This is a genomic window from Vibrio sp. TH_r3 (genome assembly GCF_033101115.1).
Lineage (GTDB): Bacteria > Pseudomonadota > Gammaproteobacteria > Enterobacterales > Vibrionaceae > Vibrio.
In genome coordinates this window covers 1-16,688 of sequence record NZ_JAWMPW010000039.1, presented here as the reverse complement: position 1 = coordinate 16,688, position 16,688 = coordinate 1, and the positions used below count along the sequence as shown (strand labels likewise).

Genomic DNA, 16,688 nt, shown 5'->3' with positions numbered 1-16,688 from the left:
CGAGGCTTTTTTTCGTTTCATGTTTCGTCCTGAAATGTGGTTACAAATTATTTTTCATATTAACTGAATTACTTATATCTGTTCGATGAGATACTAACCAAATATGGTCTGCACGAGCAAATTAAGTTCGAACAATTGTCTGTCTTAAGCGTTCACTTAATCAAGTCTATTTTTCCCAAAATAGTTATCGGTGTTAACTATATGAGCGGATAGGGTGATCTATTCAAGATATTCTAAGGTAAACGTCTTGAGAAGTTGTTTAGCAGGACTTTAACTAGGTGGTTGCTATCAGTCTATTGTAGTCTATAAATTGTCTCTATGCCTTTTACAGGGCTTATTAATCGATTGTTAATATAAGCCTTAAGTAGTATGGCTTTAGTTTTTCTGCGAACGACAGTTGTATCAACACCATTGTAATGTGAATGTTACAGAACTCCGTTAACGAACTTAACCTGTTTTCTGGTATTTAAAGCGAGTTAGTTTGTTCAGAAGATAAAATTTTATGCTGATAGATCCCATTTAGCTAATTTATTGATTTTGTGTTTGTATGCTATTTAGCTTCTTGTAGGACGCTCTGTGGCTTTTTTATTATTTCTTTCTAGGTTTATTGGTGGGACAAGTATTTGCTATCCAGATGGCCTTACAATGGCTAATTTTGTATTTCATTTAACAGTAAATAAAATACCGGATGACTATTCGAATTATATCGTTGTGTATGTTTAAAGTCTTCAATGTATAAATACACTTCAGGGCGAGAGACTAAAACCAAAAAAGCCATGTCTAAAGACATGGCTTTTGGAAAATGGCTCCCTTTGCTGGACTCGAACCAGCGACATACGGATTAACAGTCCGGCGTTCTACCAACTGAACTAAAAGGGAACAAATTTTTATATGGTGCCGACTACCGGAATCGAACTGGTGACCTACTGATTACAAGTCAGTTGCTCTACCTACTGAGCTAAGTCGGCTCCGTTCATTATGCATCGCAAGTTTACTAGCCATTGCATAATGTTTTAATATGGCTCCCTTTGCTGGACTCGAACCAGCGACATACGGATTAACAGTCCGGCGTTCTACCAACTGAACTAAAAGGGAATTATTTATTTAGAAAATGGTGCCGACTACCGGAATCGAACTGGTGACCTACTGATTACAAGTCAGTTGCTCTACCTACTGAGCTAAGTCGGCTCTAATTTTCTATTAAACTAATGTTCTACAAAACACCAGTTTTTAATATGGTGCCCGGAGGCGGAATCGAACCACCGACACGAGGATTTTCAATCCTCTGCTCTACCGACTGAGCTATCCGGGCAACGGAGCGTATTAAACGGTTTTTCGTGGTTGAGGTCAATAGATAATAGTAAAAAATATTGCGTTTGATTGTTTTTTATACTTAACCGAAGGTTTCAGTATGTAAGTATGCTTATAAGTGCTTAGCTGTATAGAATTTAGTGATTAAAAAATAAACCTAGGAGTGGGTTAAGTTACATAATTAATAAGTGATACTCGTTCTGTAAAACTAAACGTTATGTGTACTGTATTCATTTCAATGATAGGTTCATTCGAATGACGAGTTTTCTATCTCTCAATTGTAATAAGTTGTTACAATGCTATATGTCAACCAATGCTCCTAAGTAGTATTCGCCTCTTCGATTGATGTATTAAAAAGGGCGTAAATATGACATTACTAGCGATTATTATTGCTTGTTTAATTACCGGTGTGGTTGTCGGCGTAATGGCCGTGGTGTTATCCAAGCATATGTAATTTGATGGGCTCTATGATTCTTTTTAAGAAATAGTTTAAAAAGATAAAAATACGCAAGGATGTGTGTTTTTATAAAATAGGTGAAGTTTTGGAACTAAGAATGATGGAGCTTGTGTAATCTAAGCAATAGATGAATTGATCTAAGATGAGTTTTGTAGGCTATTGAAAAGAAAAAAGGCCATCTCTAATGAGATGGCCTTTCAATGTGGCTCCCCTTGCAAGACTTGAACTTGCGACATACGGATTAACAGTCCGCCGTTCTACCAACTGAACTAAAGGGGAATTATGATAATCAGATATTAGACTCACTATCAATAATATGGTGCCTCGAGGCGGAATCGAACCACCGACACGAGGATTTTCAATCCTCTGCTCTACCGACTGAGCTATCGAGGCAAAAATGGTGCCGACTACCGGAATCGAACTGGTGACCTACTGATTACAAGTCAGTTGCTCTACCTACTGAGCTAAGTCGGCACATTAATTTTTGCTAATTATGTTGAAATCAAAATCGACACCAACAATTAAATTTTGGTGCCCGGAGGCGGAATCGAACCACCGACACGAGGATTTTCAATCCTCTGCTCTACCGACTGAGCTATCCGGGCAACGGAGCGCTATTAAACGGATTTTTGAGTCCATCGTCAACTGGTTTTTTTAAAAATCAGTAAAATAGTGATCGTTTGATGTCAATTTGACCAGTTTTTTTGAAAAATACGATTTATCTAAGCTAAATATGAGACGTGAGCAACAGCAAAAATAAATTAGTTAAGGTGTCTATCATTCTGAACGTTGGTCTATATTTTTGTGTTACTAAATTCTTTTTTATAATCGGTTACCTTCTCTAAGTATCGTCTTGACTCACTATTGCCATGTTTTTGAGTTAGAGCCCAATAGACTTGATTGGGTTGTAATGAGTTAAGTTGGCTCATCGCTCTTGTACGACTATTTTTATCGAAAGTATTCAATACACCTCCTGTACCACCGTTATAAGCAGAGATCATGCTGTACTCTAAAGAAAGTGGATTTTTAACATCTTTCAGATAACGGTTTTTTAAAATATAGAAATAAGCAGTGCCTGTATCTATATTTTTTTCGGGGTCAAATAGATACTCAGGTGTTGGTATGCCAGGTTGTTTCTTTACTAACTTAAATACGTCCGCTCCCGCTGTTTTTGGAACCACCTGCATCAGTCCGTACGCATTTGCCCAACTGACCGCATAAGGATTGAAGCTGCTTTCTGTTTTGATTATTGCGTAGATCAGATCTTCTGGAATATCGTATTTCTTTGACGCTTTTTGGACGATGTCAGCGTATTTATAACTACGTAATTCAAAATGTTCTTGTACCATTGGAATCGTTACGTAATAAGCTTTTTTAAAGTCGACATTTTTGCTTTTGAGTTGTGTTTCGATTAAATAGTCAGCGAATTTATTCGCTCTCCACTGCCACTGGATCGGTTGATTGTCATTATCTAGTACTTGTTTGTATAAAAAAGGTTGGCCTTCTAGTTTTACACTAGAGGAAGAGAATAAGTCGACATGAGCAGGATCATCAGGGGTAAGCAATGTGGTTACTATGGCATTTTTTAGATGCTTTTTAGGGTCGGTTAGCGCGACGGTTTCGACGGTGATGAGGCCATCAGAAAAGTTTACTTCTGAGCGACTCAAGTAGTTATCTATGTATTTTATATAGTTGCTTTTGCCTGCAATTCGTATTTCTTTACTTCCCCATTTTTTTTCTATACTGCCAGAGAAGCTATCAATCAATGCATTTAACGCATCGTTATCTTTTTGAAATTGCCCTGGCAGTTCTGCTAAGTTCTTGGCAAATCGATTGGTTGGTTCAAAATTAATATCATAAACATGTTCTTCTATAAACTCTCGGCTACAACCAGATAAAGTTATTAATAGCAGTAAAAAAAAATATTTTTTCATAGGGCGCACAAAAAATAAAAGATGGCGTGAAGCCATCTTAAGTTAATAGTTAAGTGTTACTCACTTGGTGGGGTATAACCTTCAATAACAATATCCTGACCTTCAAAAAGAAATTTGACCATTTCTTCTTCTAATAGCTTTCTATGTTCAGGATCCATCATATTTAGTTTCTTTTCATTGATCAGCATAGTTTGTTTACTTTGCCATTGAGCCCATGCTTGCTTCGAAATATGGTCAAAAATACGTTTACCTAAATCACCAGGATAAAGTTGAAAATCTAAACCTTCAGATTCTTTTTGTAGATGTTCACAAAATACGGTACGACTCATAATGTTTCCTTGGTTGGTTCCAACAAATTAAATTCTAAAGAAAGGTTTTCTATTAGCTGCTTAACAGGAGCAGCGAGACCAACCTCTTCCGGTTGGGATAAGTTATACCAGAGACCTTTCGTTCCTTCCATTATCAAACTGGGTTGTTTGGTTAATTTGATAAGCACTGGGGTTATATCTAAGTGATAATGGCTAAAAGTATGTCGAAAAGTGATCAGCGTTTCTTGTTGTTGGACATCTTTTTCTACTATTGAACGCTGATATAACGAGTATTGTAAGTTTGACTCAGTATGGTCAGGAAAACAATACAAGCCACCCCAAATTCCTGTTTGAGGACGCTGCTCTAACCAAACTTGATTGTTGTAATATAAGATAATAAACCAAGTTTCTTTAGTAGGTTTAATTTTCTTCGGTTTTTTGCCAGGCAATTCTAATTGACGATTTTGTTTCTTTGCTTGGCAAACAATGTGCACTGGGCATAACTCACACTTAGGTTTACTTCTGGTGCAAATTAATGCTCCCATATCCATCATTGCTTGGTTATATTTATCAACATCTGTATTAGGTGTGTGTTCTTCTGCTACTTGCCAGAGTTGATTCTCTACTCTCTTTTGTCCGGGCCAACCGTCGATAGCAAATGCTCTTGCTAAGGTTCGCTTTACATTGCCATCTAAGATAGCATGTGGCTGTTTTAATACCGAAGAGAGAATAGCAGCAGCTGTTGAGCGCCCAATACCTGGAAGTGCATTGAGTTGTTCAATATCATGTGGAAACTCTCCTTTATGCTGTTCTACAACCAATTGAGCCGCTTTGTGTAGGTTTCGAGCTCTTGCGTAATAGCCTAAACCAGTCCAAAGGTGTAAAACTTCGTCTTGATGGGCGTTAGCTAACGCATTCACATCAGGAAATCTTTCTAAAAATCGCTTAAAATAGGGGATGACAGTGGTGACTTGAGTCTGTTGAAGCATTATTTCTGACAACCAAACTTTATATATAGTTTTATCTTGTTGCCAAGGTAAGTGCTTTCGACCGAAAGACTCGTACCAAGTTAATATCGCCTTTGCAAATGGGGTCACGACAATCTCTTTATGTTATTTTTTATTTGAAGTGAAATTGCACCATATTTAATGATGAGTGTAAAACACATAAATAATGCGGGTATTTATGAAGAAAACTCCTTGCACCTAGGACGAATCTTTGGATAATCCACGCTTTGATTGAACAATGAACAGGCAAATCTAATGAGCGAAGTAACGACAAACGAATATACTGACGATGGCAAATTAGTTCGAAAAATACGAAGTTTTGTTCGTCGTGAAGGACGCTTAACAAAAGGCCAAGAAACTGCCTTAAAAGAATGTTGGCCAACGATGGGCATTGATTATCAAAATCAGTTGCTAGATTGGCAGCAAGTTTTTGGTAATAATAATCCTGTTGTATTGGAAATAGGTTTTGGTATGGGGGCTTCTTTAGTTGAAATGGCTAAAAATGCACCAGAGAAAAATTTCATCGGAATAGAGGTTCACAGCCCGGGTGTGGGGGCTTGTTTGAGTGCGGCTAGTGAGGCGGGAGTGACTAATTTACGTGTAATGTGTCACGATGCCGTGGAAGTGTTCGCGCATATGATTCCAGATAGTAGTTTAACAACATTACAACTGTTCTTTCCGGACCCTTGGCATAAAAAACGTCATCATAAGCGTCGTATCGTTCAACTTGAATTTGCTGAAATGGTTCGTCAAAAATTAATTGTCGAGTCAGGTGTTTTTCATATGGCAACTGATTGGGAAAACTACGCAGAGCATATGATTGAAGTCATGAACCAAGCGCCTAATTTTAGCAATATAGCGATAGATGGTGATTATATTGACCGTCCAGAAGATAGGCCTTTGACTAAATTTGAAGCACGAGGACACCGATTAGGTCATGGTGTTTGGGATATTAAGTATAAACGCATTAGGTAAATGGAAAGAAAGCTTGGGATAAACTCTCAAGCTTTCTTTTATATACAAGTTGCTAGCTATATGACATAAACTTATTAGCTATATGAACTATACCGACTAACTACATAAATCCGGCTAATAAATCATTTAAGAATAACTTTCCTTTTTTCGTAACTTGCCAATCTTCATGGTTGTCTTGTATAAAACCTTGCTCAACTGCCCAGTCTATAGTTGGTTGAATAGTCTCGATAGCTAGCCCAGTGGTTTGTATGAAATCTTGTTTTGGGCAAGCCTCAATGAGTCTAAAACGGTTCATGAAAAACTCAAATGGTCGTTCTTCGCTTTTGACTACGGTTTCGGAATCAAGATAAGGGTTAATGAGATTTAAATAACCTTTTGGATGTTTGACTTTAGTGGTTCTAAGGATTCGACCATCAGAAAAACTGAGCTTTCCATGCGCCCCGCAACCAATACCTAAATAATCACCAAAACGCCAGTAATTGAGATTGTGTTGGCATTGATAACCTGGTTTGCTGTAACCTGATGTTTCATATTGAATATAACCAGCATCTGAAAGCTTTTTATGCCCTAAATCAAAAATATCCCAAAGCTGATCATCATCTGGCAATATTGGCGGTTTGGAGTGAAAAAGAGTATTGGGCTCAATCGTTAATTGATACCAAGAAAGGTGAGGAGGATTAAGTTCAATTGCTTTTTCTAGATCGGTTAATGCTTGTTCAATACTTTGATTTGGTAAACCGTGCATCAAATCTAAATTGAAGCTATTGAGGCCGATTGTATGAGCTAATTCAGCCGCATTTACCGCCTCTTCTTGGCCATGAATTCGACCTAGTTTCTGTAACTTTTCTTGCTCGAAACTCTGTACGCCAATTGAAATACGAGTCACGCCTTCTTGCTGATATTGTTTGAATCGTTCTGCTTCAATTGTCCCCGGATTGGCTTCCAAAGTTATTTCAATATCGTTTTTAAAAGCAATGCGCTGCTGAATTTCTTTTAATAAACGGCCAATTTCACTTGGTGAGATCAAACTCGGTGTTCCACCACCAATAAAAATAGAATGAAGTGGTCTGCTATCGCCTTGAAGTTGAAAGCGACAAATATCTTGTTCGAGATCTTCGATTAAGGCATCAATGTATTGTTTTTCTGGGATGCTACTTTTCAACGCGTGAGAGTTGAAATCACAATAAGGACATTTTTGAACACACCAAGGAATGTGTACATAAAGGCTAAGGTTAGGTGGGGTTAGCATAAATTATTGGTCACTACTTAGTGTGGCGAATAATTGTTTAAGTGCTTTTCCTCTATGAGAGAGTTGTTTTTTTTGTAACGAATCCAACTCTGCTGAGGCGCATTGCATTTCAGGTACCCAAAATACTGGGTCATAACCGAATCCATTGCTGCCACTTGCTTGGGTAAGAATTTTCCCTTCCCATTTTCCGTGACAAACGATTGGTGTTGGATCGTGTTCGTGTTTCATAAAGACGAGTACGCAGTGAAAACGTGCTGTTCTTTGTGGTTCTGGCACATCTTTCATCTCAACCAATAACTTTTCTAAGTTAGCCTTATCGGTTGCATCCTCACCAGAGTAGCGAGCAGAGTAAATACCAGGTGCGCCTAAAAGATAATCCACTTCAAGTCCAGAATCATCGGCAATGGCTGGTAATCCGGTCTCTTTTGCAGCGTGTCGAGCTTTAATAATGGCATTTTCAATAAACGTTGTCCCTGTTTCTGCTACCTCAGAAACATTAAACTCACTTTGAGGCAGTACGTTAAAGCCAAACTCTGAAAGCAAATTAGCCATCTCTTTGACTTTGCCTTGGTTACCTGTGGCTAATACTAGTTTTTTTGTCATGATTTTATTTTCGTCCTTTATTCATTATTAAAGCACTACAAGAGTGCTTTAATAATGTCTGGAATATGTATTGGAGCACTTATGCGAACTTGTTTATGCCGCCCAAGTTGTCCTTTTTCTATATGAATATGGCTTTTGGCAACCTTAAACTGCTTAGATAAATACTTAGTTAAATGTGAATTAGCTTTACCGTCCACAGGTGGTGCTGTTATCGCTATTTTAAGCTCTTCTCCATGTAAACCGACAATAGCGTCTCTGCTGGCTTTAGGTTGGATATAGAGCTTAAGAACAAGATCATTATAATCTTGAGTTATTGCTGACATTACAATTGGTACCAAATTGGACCAATAATATCGCCCATTAAGAAGTTAGCGAATTGCAATATAATGAATAGCACTAATACACTTAAATCGAATCCGCCCATATCAGGGAGAAATCGACGAATTGGGCCTAACATTGGTTCTGTCAATTGATGAAATACGTATTCAATTGGACTGCGCCCCTGACTTACCCAACTTAAGATAGCTCTCAATAGTAAAACCCAGAACAGCAGACCACCTGCAGCTTTAACCAAAGCCAGTAGACCGAAGAATAAGAAGTCTAAGCTAAACACTAATGTACCGTTGGCTATCAGTATTAAGGCGACGAATTTAATCACGCATAATACATAGGCAAAAACTAAGGTCGCCAAATCGATACTGCCAACCGATGGGATCACACGGCGTAGAGGTTTAATTATTGGTTGAGTTGCTTTAACAATAAATTGAGAAAATGGGTTATAGAAATCAGCACGAGCGGCCTGTAACCAAAGCCTCAGAAGGACTATCATGATATATAAATCGATGACAGTGGAGACAAGAAAATTCATTGAGTTCATTATGCGCCCTTAAAATTGTCGCTAGTTGGTTTAACGGGATTTAGGTTTAATCGAGTTTAGAAAAGTTTTTCCATTTCTTCTGCTCTTGAAACGGCCGCTCGCATCGCTGTCGCAACTATTTCGGTTAATTTGTGTTCATTAAAAGAACGCAGCGCTTCTGCTGTTGTACCACCTTTTGATGTTACTTGTTCTCTTAATGTTGCTATATCGATATCGGCGTTGGCGACTACCATTTCGGCTGCGCCAAGTGCCGATTGTTGAACCAATAATCTGGCGGTGTCTTCATCGAACCCTTGAGCAATCGCTTCACGTTGCATCGCTTCCATAAATAAGAAGAAATACGCAGGAGCGCTGCCAGCTGCAGCAATTACATTGTTTATGCCTGATTCTTGTTCCACCCAACATATTTCACCAACAGCTTGCATCAGTTGACCTGCAAAAAGCTTATCTTCTTCACTGACCAAATGGGTTGCGTATAAACCACTCATGCCTTTATTAACCAGCGCAGGCGTGTTAGGCATAACACGAATAAGATTTACTTCTGTTTTTAAGTATTGGTTAATTCTTTCGGCTGAAATACCTGCTGCAACAGAAATAATAAGTTTATCAGATAGGTCAATATCCGTTAACCCGAGGCAGACCGATTCCATTACTTGTGGCTTTACTGATAAAACTATTACGTCAGCGTTATTAGCCGCGTCGACATTATCTGTAGTGGTATTGACTCCGTACAATGAATTTAGTAAATCGCGTTGTTGTTGGTGTGGATTTGTTGCTGTGATATCACTCGAATTATATCCGCTTGAGGTTAGACCCGCGATAATGGATCGTGCCATATTACCAGCACCAATAAAGGCAATTTTTCTATTTTTCATATACGGACCTTATCCTTGTTTAAATTAAGATTTGTTTGAGTAATCTCTTGCGCCAAATATTGCAGTACCAATGCGTACCATTGTGCTGCCTGCTTGAATAGCAGCTTCCATATCGCCACTCATTCCCATTGATAGTGTATCGATGTCGTTATATTGAACTGCAAGCTTTTGTTGTAATACAGATAATTGATTAAAAGCATGTAGCTGTGATTGATAGTTAGATACATTTTCAGGAATCGACATCAATCCTCTTAAAGTGAGGTTGGGAAGAGAAGAAATCAACTCAGCTAACTGAAAAACTTGCGATTCGTTCGTGCCAGCTTTTGATTGTTCGCCACTGGTATTAACCTGAATTAATACTTGCAATGGTGGAAGGTGCTCACTTCTTTGGCTGCTTAGGCGTTGAGCTATTTTGGCGCGGTCAACAGAATGAACCCATTGGAAGTTTTCTGCAATTAATTTGGTTTTATTCGATTGAATAGGGCCAATGAAGTGCCATTGTAGTGAGGGACCTTCATTTAGATCTGAAAAATATTGAATTTTTTCAACGCCTTCTTGAACATAGTTTTCACCGAATGCTATTTGACCTGCTTTTATTGCTTGAGCTACTGCATCAATCGGTTTGGTTTTGCTAACGGCTAAAAGTTGCACCGAGTTTGGTGTTCGTCCGCATTTTTGCTCGGCAGTACGAATTTGACTTAGAGTTTGTTCAATATTTGTTTGAATACTATTCATAATGGACTTCAATAAGGAATTTATATGGGTATCACAGAGTTATTAGCTTTTAGTGTAAAACATAATGCGTCAGATCTACATCTTTCAGCTGGCGTTTCTCCTATGATACGCATTGATGGAGAGGTTAGGAAGTTAGATAAGCCATCTTTGAGTGATTCTGAAGTACAGGAAGTATTACTTGAGGTTATGAGTGAGGCACAACAGAAGGAATTTGCACAAAAACTAGAAGTGGACTTTTGTTATGATATTGCTTCAATTGGCCGATTTCGTGTCAATGCTTTTCATCAGAAGCGAGGATGCGCCATTGTGTTTCGCAGCATTCCTGTCGATATTCCTACGTTGGAGGCCTTAGGTTGTCCTAGTATTTTTAGTCAAATATCGATAAGGGATAGTGGGTTGATTCTGGTTACAGGCCCGACCGGTTCCGGTAAATCTACCACGGTTGCTGCTATGGTGAATTTTATAAACCAACATCTTAATAAGCATATTTTAACCATTGAAGATCCAATTGAATTTGTGCATTCAAATATTAAATGCCTTATCAATCAGCGTGAGGTTCATAGCGATACACATGGTTTTAAAGTGGCTCTTCGTTCAGCGTTACGAGAGGATCCTGATGTCATTTTAGTAGGAGAGTTAAGAGATCAAGAAACTATAAGCTTGGCATTAACCGCCGCAGAAACAGGGCATTTAGTTTTTGCGACCCTACATACTAGCTCTGCAGCCAAAACTATCGATAGAGTGATTGATGTGTTCCCGGGTAATGATAAGTCGATGGTGCGTAGTATGCTTTCTGAATCGTTAACGACAGTAATTGCTCAGAAGTTACTAAAGAAAAAATCGGGTGGACGTGTCGCTTGTTATGAAATCATGATGGCGACACCTGCTATTCGAAATCTGATTCGTGATAACAAAGTGGCGCAAATGTATTCGATTATTCAAACAGGTTCTGCATCAGGCATGATCACAATGCAACAAAGCGCCAATAAGTTACTAAAGAATGGCGTTGTTGATGCACAAGAAGTCAGTAAAAAGATAGGGTCTGATGCGATAGCATTTATTTAAGTCTATGTATTTAAACCATTGCATCGTTAATATTTAGACCATTAAATTATTCAAGACCACTGTGCTTCAAACCAGCTTTGTAATATAACTACCGCAGATTGGCAGTCAATATTACCTTTGTTTAAAGCCTTATATCCTCCCATTTCAAACAAGCTCGCTCTTGCTTCTGCAGTTGATAAACGTTCGTCATGCATTTCAACAGGATAACCAAATCGACCGTGCAACCGATTGGCAAATTTTTTCGCTCTAGGAGTGATGCTATCTAATTCTTTGCCATGCAAATCGGTTGGCAACCCGACGACAATAAGATCGGGTTGCCACTCCTTGAGTAATTTTTCTATGTTGTCCCAATTGGGGACTCCATCGTTAGCTTTAAATGCTTTTAATGGCGTAGCCGTTCCCGTTATGTCTTGCCCTATCGCACTGCCGATACTTTTGGTACCAAAGTCAAAAGCGATAATGGTTCTTGAATTTTTACTCATTAAGCATGCCCTGCATTAATGGAAAGTTGACTTGGTTCTACACCTAACATTTTTACCGCAGCTTGCCAGCGTTCCTCTATTGGTGTTTGATAGATAACTTCTGGATCAGCTTCAACGGTTAACCAAGAGTTCTCGGCTAATTCATTCTCCAACTGGCCAGCTGTCCAACCTGCATAACCTAACGCGACAATATAGTGTTTAGGTTCTGCTTCTGTACCTAAAACACTAAGAATATCTTTTGATGTGGTGACACTTATATGTTCTGTCATCTGTATGCTCGATTGGTAACTATCTTTTGGCTCATGGAGTATAAACCCTCGATCTTCAGATACAGGGCCACCACTTAAAACGGTCGCTTGTAAACTTTCTTTATGTACTCTGGGATGGACGGAATCTACATCCACTTTGTCAAGCATTCCACCTATAGTCAGATTAATAGGTGCGTTGACAATAATTCCCATTGCACCTTCTTTGTTATGCTCACAGATGTAGATAACAGAACGCTCAAATGGGCCGTCTGTTAATCCGGGCATTGCTACTAAAAAATGATTGACTAAATTCATATAAATTCCTGTCTCCCTTTGTACTGTTACCTTTTGTGGGATAATGACTTAATTATGTTCTTTTACCCGACGCTCAATTGCATCCATTAGTTTGCCCGTAATTGATATATCAAAGGCGGCCTCAATTTCTTTAATGCAAGTAGGGCTGGTTACGTTGATCTCGGTTAACTTGTCACCAATGATGTCTAAACCAACAAAGATGAGCCCCTTCTCTTTTAATGTTGGGGCGACAGCAAGCGCTATTTTCTTATCGGTTTCACTCAGTGGTCTTGCTTCTCCTCGTCCGCCTGCTGCGAGGTTGCCTCGTGTTTCTCCTTTAGCAGGAATACGAGCTAAGCAATAAGGCATTGGCTCTCCATCAACAATCAATATTCGTTTATCACCATTGCTAATATCAGGGACAAAAGTTTGTGCCATTGCGTAGGTTTGACCGTGATTAGTCAGCGTTTCAATGATCACTGAAATATTTGGATCGCCTTGTTTTACTCGGAATATAGAAGCACCACCCATACCATCAAGCGGTTTTAAAATGACATCACCATGTTGCTGTTGAAAGGCCTTAATTTTTTCTGCTTTTCTAGTCACAATGGTCGTTGGTGTTAGTTCTGGGAACCATGCGGTAAATAATTTTTCGTTACAGTCACGTAGGCTTTGTGGTTTGTTAACAATTAAAGCGCCGTTTTGTTCTGCACGCTCTAAAATATAAGTGGCGTAGATATATTCGGTATCAAAAGGCGGATCTTTTCTCATCAATACCGCATCTAGTTCAGATAATTCGATGGTTTGTTCTGAAGTAAATTCGAACCATGATGCTGGATCTTCTTTTAACGTCACTACTTTAGTATCGGCAATAGCGACACCTTGCTCTAAATGAAGATCATTCATTTCCATATAGTGTATTTCATATCCGCGCTTTTGGGCTTCAAGCATCATGGCAAAGCTAGAGTCTTTCTTGATGTTAATGGATGTAATTGGATCCATTACTACGCCTAATTTGATCATTTCATGTTCCTATTTTTAAAGTGGCCGATATATTAACCAAGATCGCCAAAACGAACTTGTAATGCAGTGATTGCCGTTAGTGCGGCTGTTTCTGTTCTTAGTACTCTAGGACCTAATATCGTTTCTTCAAATTGATGATTGTTGGTCATGGCGATTTCTTCTGCTGATAAACCACCCTCTGGACCTATTAGTAATCTTACTTTTTCTACCGGTTCAGGAAGAGTATTAATACTGTACTTTGCTCTAGGATGAAGGTTAAGTTTTAGCCCAGACTCATTTTCTGCACACCATTGTTCTAGCTGCATAATGGGACGAATGGTTGGAATTTTATTTCTGCCACTCTGTTCACAGGCTGCGATCGCAATTTTTTGCCATTGATGCAGTTTCTTTTCAAATCTTTTTTGATCCAACTTTACACCGCATCTTTCTGATATTAGTGGCGTAATTGTGTTAACGCCAAGTTCAACCGATTTTTGGATGGTAAATTCCATCTTATCTCCTCTAGATACCACCTGGCCTAAATGGATCTCTAATGGGGATTCAGTACTGTATTCAATTCTTTGCGTTATCTCTACTAAAACAGACTTTTTACTGACTTCTACTATGTTGGCCGGGAACTGCGCATTGGTACCATCAAATAAGATGACTTCCTGCCCGGGTTTCATTCGTAATACTCGACCCACATGGCCGACGGCATCTTCAGCTAAAGCGAGGATGCCTAATTTTGCTATAATTTCTGGATGATAAATTCTCGGTACGCGCATGGATAGGGCCCTGAATATAAAACTCTTTTGTTAAGATGGATGCGTTTGATGCAAAAAACAAGGGTATTGATACAGGTTGTTTGTCTAAGATATTCCTGATTAGTCTAGTAAACGATTTAGGTTAGTTGTATACCGGTATATATCAATTCCTGTCGGCATTGCCTGCAATGATAGCGTGCTTGACCTTTTTGCGCTTTGTTGTGCCGACGGATAGTTAAAGCATAAATATCGCAATGACATTTATATTCATAAGTACGTCCTTGAACCGAGGTGATTTCAAAAGTATGAGTGGTTTTTGCTGCAAGAGAAAAAACACGCTCCATCACCATTTTCCATTCTTTTCCGTGTGGTTTTACTCGACCAAATAGCTTAAAAGTAATCAAATGTGCTAATTCATGAGGAATAACCTCATGTAAGAATTGCTGTTGATTTTCATTAAATAATATCGGATTAAGACGAATTTCCCAGAGTTGTAATAGCGCTTTTCCGGCGGTTTTTCCTCGCAGCTTAAAATTAATGTTCGGTACTGGAAAGTGTTGGTCAAAATATTGATTGGCTATAGAAACGTAGTGGCGTAATGCTTGCTCAGCTTGCTCACTGAGTTGAGAAACTTGTTGTATGTTGGCCAAAGAAGACTCCAAAAAAAACGCCTCAGGTTAATCTGAGGCGTCAATTATAAAGCGAATTTCATGTGATGACTATTTTGAAGTTTGCAATTTATTGTAAAATTACAGTCTATTAAAAACGTTCATTTATCAGAAACGCACAACATCTCGAAAGTTACAGTCCAGCGAAATCACGTAGGAGCTCTGCTTTGTCAGTCGCTTCCCAAGGGAATTCTTGGCGGCCAAAGTGACCGTAAGCTGCCGTTTTCTTGTAGATTGGTTGCAATAAATTTAACATTTCTTGTAAGCCGTATGGACGAAGATCAAAGTGCTGACGGACGGCTTGAATAATAACATCATGGGAGACTTTTTCTGTACCGAACGTTTCAACCATAATAGATGTTGGATCAGCTACACCAATAGCGTAAGAAAGTTGGATTTCACAACGATCAGCTAGACCTGCGGCAACAATATTCTTAGCAACATATCGTGCTGCATAAGCTGCACTGCGGTCAACTTTTGATGGATCTTTACCAGAGAATGCACCACCACCATGGCGAGCTGCACCACCGTATGTGTCGACGATAATTTTACGACCGGTTAGGCCACAGTCACCCATTGGGCCACCAATAACAAAGCGGCCTGTTGGGTTGATAAAGAATTTAGTCTCTTTATTAAGCCACTCAGAAGGAAGTACTGGTTTGATGATTTCTTCCATTACTGCTTCACGTAAATCCGGCGTAGAAATTGATTCACAATGTTGCGTTGAAAGTACTACTGCATCAATACCGACGATTTTGCCTTGATCGTACTGGAAAGTAACTTGGCTTTTTGCATCTGGACGTAACCAGCTTAATTGGCCATTTTTACGAACTTCAGCTTGCTTTTGTACCAATAAGTGAGAGTAAGTAATAGGAGCAGGCATTAATACTTCAGTTTCATTGGTTGCGTAACCAAACATAATACCTTGGTCGCCAGCCCCTTGATCTTTAGGGTCACTTTTATCAACCCCTTGATTGATGTCTGGAGATTGTTTACCAATGGTATTCAGTACTGCGCAAGAGTCTGCATCGAAACCCATATCCGAGCCTACGTAACCAATCTCACGAACGGTTTGGCGAGTGATTTCTTCAATATCTACCCAAGCAGATGTGGTTACTTCTCCACCTACCATAACCATGCCTGTTTTAACATAAGTTTCACAAGCTACGCGTGCTTTAGGGTCTTGCTCTAAGATTGCGTCAAGAACTGCATCAGATATTTGATCTGCGATTTTATCTGGATGACCTTCTGATACGGATTCAGAAGTAAACAGGTGCTTAGCCATAGTAGATAGCTCCGTTATTAAAACGTTAAAAAAAGATGCAATTAATGCATCTTTTAAAAATAAGGTAAATGTTCAGTGTGAAACACTAATTTTAATAGGCGTTTCTACATCTAGACGTCTATTCTAGTATTTGCAGTTAAAAATACAAGTTTTTTTTGAGGTGGATCATAAAGTGCTGATATTTCTATTTGCGAACTTTGAGTTAGTAGTCTTAAAAACTTGGACCTTAGCACTATTCACTAAGGAAAGGATTGCAGTCCTAATTTTGCTTTGAGAGAATAGCGACCGCTATTAAATAGGATATAAATAGCGTTAGTTTATATTATTGAATTCGCTTACTTACCAGGAGCAGACATGCCTTCTCAACAACCTTCTCAGCAAGAGCTAGCAAACGCAATTCGCGCGCTTAGCATGGACGGCGTACAACAAGCCAACTCAGGTCACCCAGGCGCACCAATGGGAATGGCTGACATCGCTGAAGTACTTTGGCGTGGCCATTTAAACCATAACCCACAAAACCCACAGTGGGCAGATCGTGACCGTTTTGTG

General features: G+C 39.0%; 18 protein-coding genes and 9 tRNA genes. 3 read left to right on the top strand and 24 right to left on the bottom strand.

Annotation, left to right across the window (positions count from 1 at the left end; genetic code table 11):
* Window positions 1-803: 803 nt before the first annotated feature.
* From R3X26_RS18100 to mutY, 12 genes are all read right to left on the bottom strand, one after another.
* Window positions 804-879: transfer RNA gene (locus R3X26_RS18100), tRNA-Asn, on the bottom strand.
* 13 nt (window positions 880-892) lie between these two features.
* A tRNA-Thr gene (locus tag R3X26_RS18095) sits at window positions 893-968 on the bottom strand.
* Between the two features lie 51 nt (window positions 969-1,019).
* Window positions 1,020-1,095: transfer RNA gene (locus R3X26_RS18090), tRNA-Asn, on the bottom strand.
* A 17-nt stretch (window positions 1,096-1,112) separates the two neighbouring features.
* Window positions 1,113-1,188, bottom strand: a tRNA-Thr gene (locus R3X26_RS18085).
* Between the two features lie 48 nt (window positions 1,189-1,236).
* Window positions 1,237-1,312: transfer RNA gene (locus tag R3X26_RS18080), tRNA-Phe, on the bottom strand.
* A gap of 659 nt (window positions 1,313-1,971) precedes the next feature.
* A tRNA-Asn gene (locus R3X26_RS18075) sits at window positions 1,972-2,047 on the bottom strand.
* Between the two features lie 38 nt (window positions 2,048-2,085).
* Window positions 2,086-2,161 (bottom strand) — tRNA-Phe (locus tag R3X26_RS18070).
* Window positions 2,162-2,166: 5 nt separating this feature from the next.
* A tRNA-Thr gene (locus R3X26_RS18065) sits at window positions 2,167-2,242 on the bottom strand.
* Window positions 2,243-2,297: 55 nt separating this feature from the next.
* Window positions 2,298-2,373, bottom strand: a tRNA-Phe gene (locus R3X26_RS18060).
* Window positions 2,374-2,562: 189 nt separating this feature from the next.
* Window positions 2,563-3,702, bottom strand: a complete 1,140-nt coding sequence (gene mltC / locus R3X26_RS18055; RefSeq protein WP_317718729.1) for a membrane-bound lytic murein transglycosylase MltC — start codon at window positions 3,700-3,702, stop codon at window positions 2,563-2,565.
* A 56-nt stretch (window positions 3,703-3,758) separates the two neighbouring features.
* Window positions 3,759-4,031: an oxidative damage protection protein gene (locus tag R3X26_RS18050; protein WP_317718728.1), complete on the bottom strand. Its 273-nt coding sequence runs from the start codon at window positions 4,029-4,031 to the stop codon at window positions 3,759-3,761.
* A complete protein-coding gene (gene mutY, locus R3X26_RS18045; RefSeq protein ID WP_317718727.1) occupies window positions 4,028-5,107 on the bottom strand; it encodes an A/G-specific adenine glycosylase in 1,080 nt (359 codons plus the stop codon). Before mutY ends, R3X26_RS18050 begins: the two co-directional genes overlap by 4 nt.
* A 165-nt stretch (window positions 5,108-5,272) precedes the next feature.
* Between mutY and trmB the strand changes: the two genes are divergently transcribed.
* Window positions 5,273-5,992 (top strand): tRNA (guanosine(46)-N7)-methyltransferase TrmB, encoded by a 720-nt coding sequence (trmB, locus tag R3X26_RS18040; protein ID WP_317718726.1) that lies wholly within the window; start codon window positions 5,273-5,275, stop codon window positions 5,990-5,992.
* A 100-nt stretch (window positions 5,993-6,092) separates the two neighbouring features.
* On the opposite strand, the gene hemW is transcribed toward trmB, so the two are convergent.
* From hemW to R3X26_RS18010, 6 genes are read right to left on the bottom strand one after another with little or no spacing between them, the layout of a single operon-like run.
* A complete protein-coding gene (hemW, locus tag R3X26_RS18035; RefSeq protein ID WP_317718725.1) occupies window positions 6,093-7,241 on the bottom strand; it encodes a radical SAM family heme chaperone HemW in 1,149 nt (382 codons plus the stop codon).
* A gap of 3 nt (window positions 7,242-7,244) precedes the next feature.
* A complete protein-coding gene (locus tag R3X26_RS18030) occupies window positions 7,245-7,844 on the bottom strand; it encodes an XTP/dITP diphosphatase (RefSeq protein WP_317718724.1) in 600 nt (199 codons plus the stop codon).
* Window positions 7,845-7,879: 35 nt separating this feature from the next.
* Window positions 7,880-8,167, bottom strand: a complete 288-nt coding sequence (gene yggU / locus R3X26_RS18025) for a DUF167 family protein YggU (RefSeq protein ID WP_317718723.1) — start codon at window positions 8,165-8,167, stop codon at window positions 7,880-7,882.
* Window positions 8,167-8,721, bottom strand: a complete 555-nt coding sequence (locus R3X26_RS18020; protein WP_317718722.1) for a YggT family protein — start codon at window positions 8,719-8,721, stop codon at window positions 8,167-8,169. The genes yggU and R3X26_RS18020 overlap by 1 nt, the downstream gene beginning before the upstream one ends.
* Before the next feature lie 56 nt (window positions 8,722-8,777).
* Window positions 8,778-9,596: a pyrroline-5-carboxylate reductase gene (gene proC / locus R3X26_RS18015; protein WP_317718721.1), complete on the bottom strand. Its 819-nt coding sequence runs from the start codon at window positions 9,594-9,596 to the stop codon at window positions 8,778-8,780.
* A gap of 24 nt (window positions 9,597-9,620) precedes the next feature.
* Window positions 9,621-10,331, bottom strand: a complete 711-nt coding sequence (locus tag R3X26_RS18010) for a YggS family pyridoxal phosphate-dependent enzyme (RefSeq protein ID WP_317718720.1) — start codon at window positions 10,329-10,331, stop codon at window positions 9,621-9,623.
* 24 nt (window positions 10,332-10,355) lie between these two features.
* On the opposite strand from R3X26_RS18010, the gene R3X26_RS18005 reads away from it, so the two are divergent.
* A complete protein-coding gene (locus R3X26_RS18005; protein ID WP_317718719.1) occupies window positions 10,356-11,396 on the top strand; it encodes a type IV pilus twitching motility protein PilT in 1,041 nt (346 codons plus the stop codon).
* 50 nt (window positions 11,397-11,446) lie between these two features.
* Here R3X26_RS18005 and ruvX read toward each other — a convergent pair whose 3' ends face one another.
* The 6 genes from ruvX to metK all read right to left on the bottom strand — a co-directional run bounded on the left by ruvX (window position 11,447) and on the right by metK (window position 16,139).
* Window positions 11,447-11,878 carry a Holliday junction resolvase RuvX gene (gene ruvX / locus R3X26_RS18000; RefSeq protein WP_317718718.1) on the bottom strand — a complete coding sequence of 144 codons (432 nt, stop codon included), beginning with the start codon at window positions 11,876-11,878 and terminating at the stop codon, window positions 11,447-11,449.
* Window positions 11,878-12,441: a YqgE/AlgH family protein gene (locus R3X26_RS17995; protein WP_317718717.1), complete on the bottom strand. Its 564-nt coding sequence runs from the start codon at window positions 12,439-12,441 to the stop codon at window positions 11,878-11,880. The genes ruvX and R3X26_RS17995 overlap by 1 nt, the downstream gene beginning before the upstream one ends.
* 48 nt (window positions 12,442-12,489) lie before the next feature.
* On the bottom strand, window positions 12,490-13,443 hold the full coding sequence (gene gshB / locus R3X26_RS17990; RefSeq protein ID WP_317718716.1) for a glutathione synthase: 954 nt from the start codon (window positions 13,441-13,443) through the stop codon (window positions 12,490-12,492).
* A gap of 32 nt (window positions 13,444-13,475) precedes the next feature.
* Entirely contained in the window at window positions 13,476-14,207 is a 732-nt protein-coding gene (gene rsmE, locus R3X26_RS17985; protein WP_317718715.1) for a 16S rRNA (uracil(1498)-N(3))-methyltransferase, read from the bottom strand.
* Window positions 14,208-14,323: 116 nt separating this feature from the next.
* Window positions 14,324-14,827, bottom strand: coding sequence for a SprT family zinc-dependent metalloprotease (locus R3X26_RS17980; RefSeq protein ID WP_317718730.1), 504 nt, complete (start codon window positions 14,825-14,827; stop codon window positions 14,324-14,326).
* 160 nt (window positions 14,828-14,987) lie between these two features.
* Window positions 14,988-16,139 (bottom strand): methionine adenosyltransferase, encoded by a 1,152-nt coding sequence (gene metK, locus R3X26_RS17975; RefSeq protein WP_317718714.1) that lies wholly within the window; start codon window positions 16,137-16,139, stop codon window positions 14,988-14,990.
* Between the two features lie 354 nt (window positions 16,140-16,493).
* Here metK and R3X26_RS17970 point away from each other — a divergent pair.
* Window positions 16,494-16,688, top strand: a 195-nt coding sequence (locus tag R3X26_RS17970; protein ID WP_317718713.1) for a hypothetical protein, incomplete at its 3' end; no start/stop codon positions are given.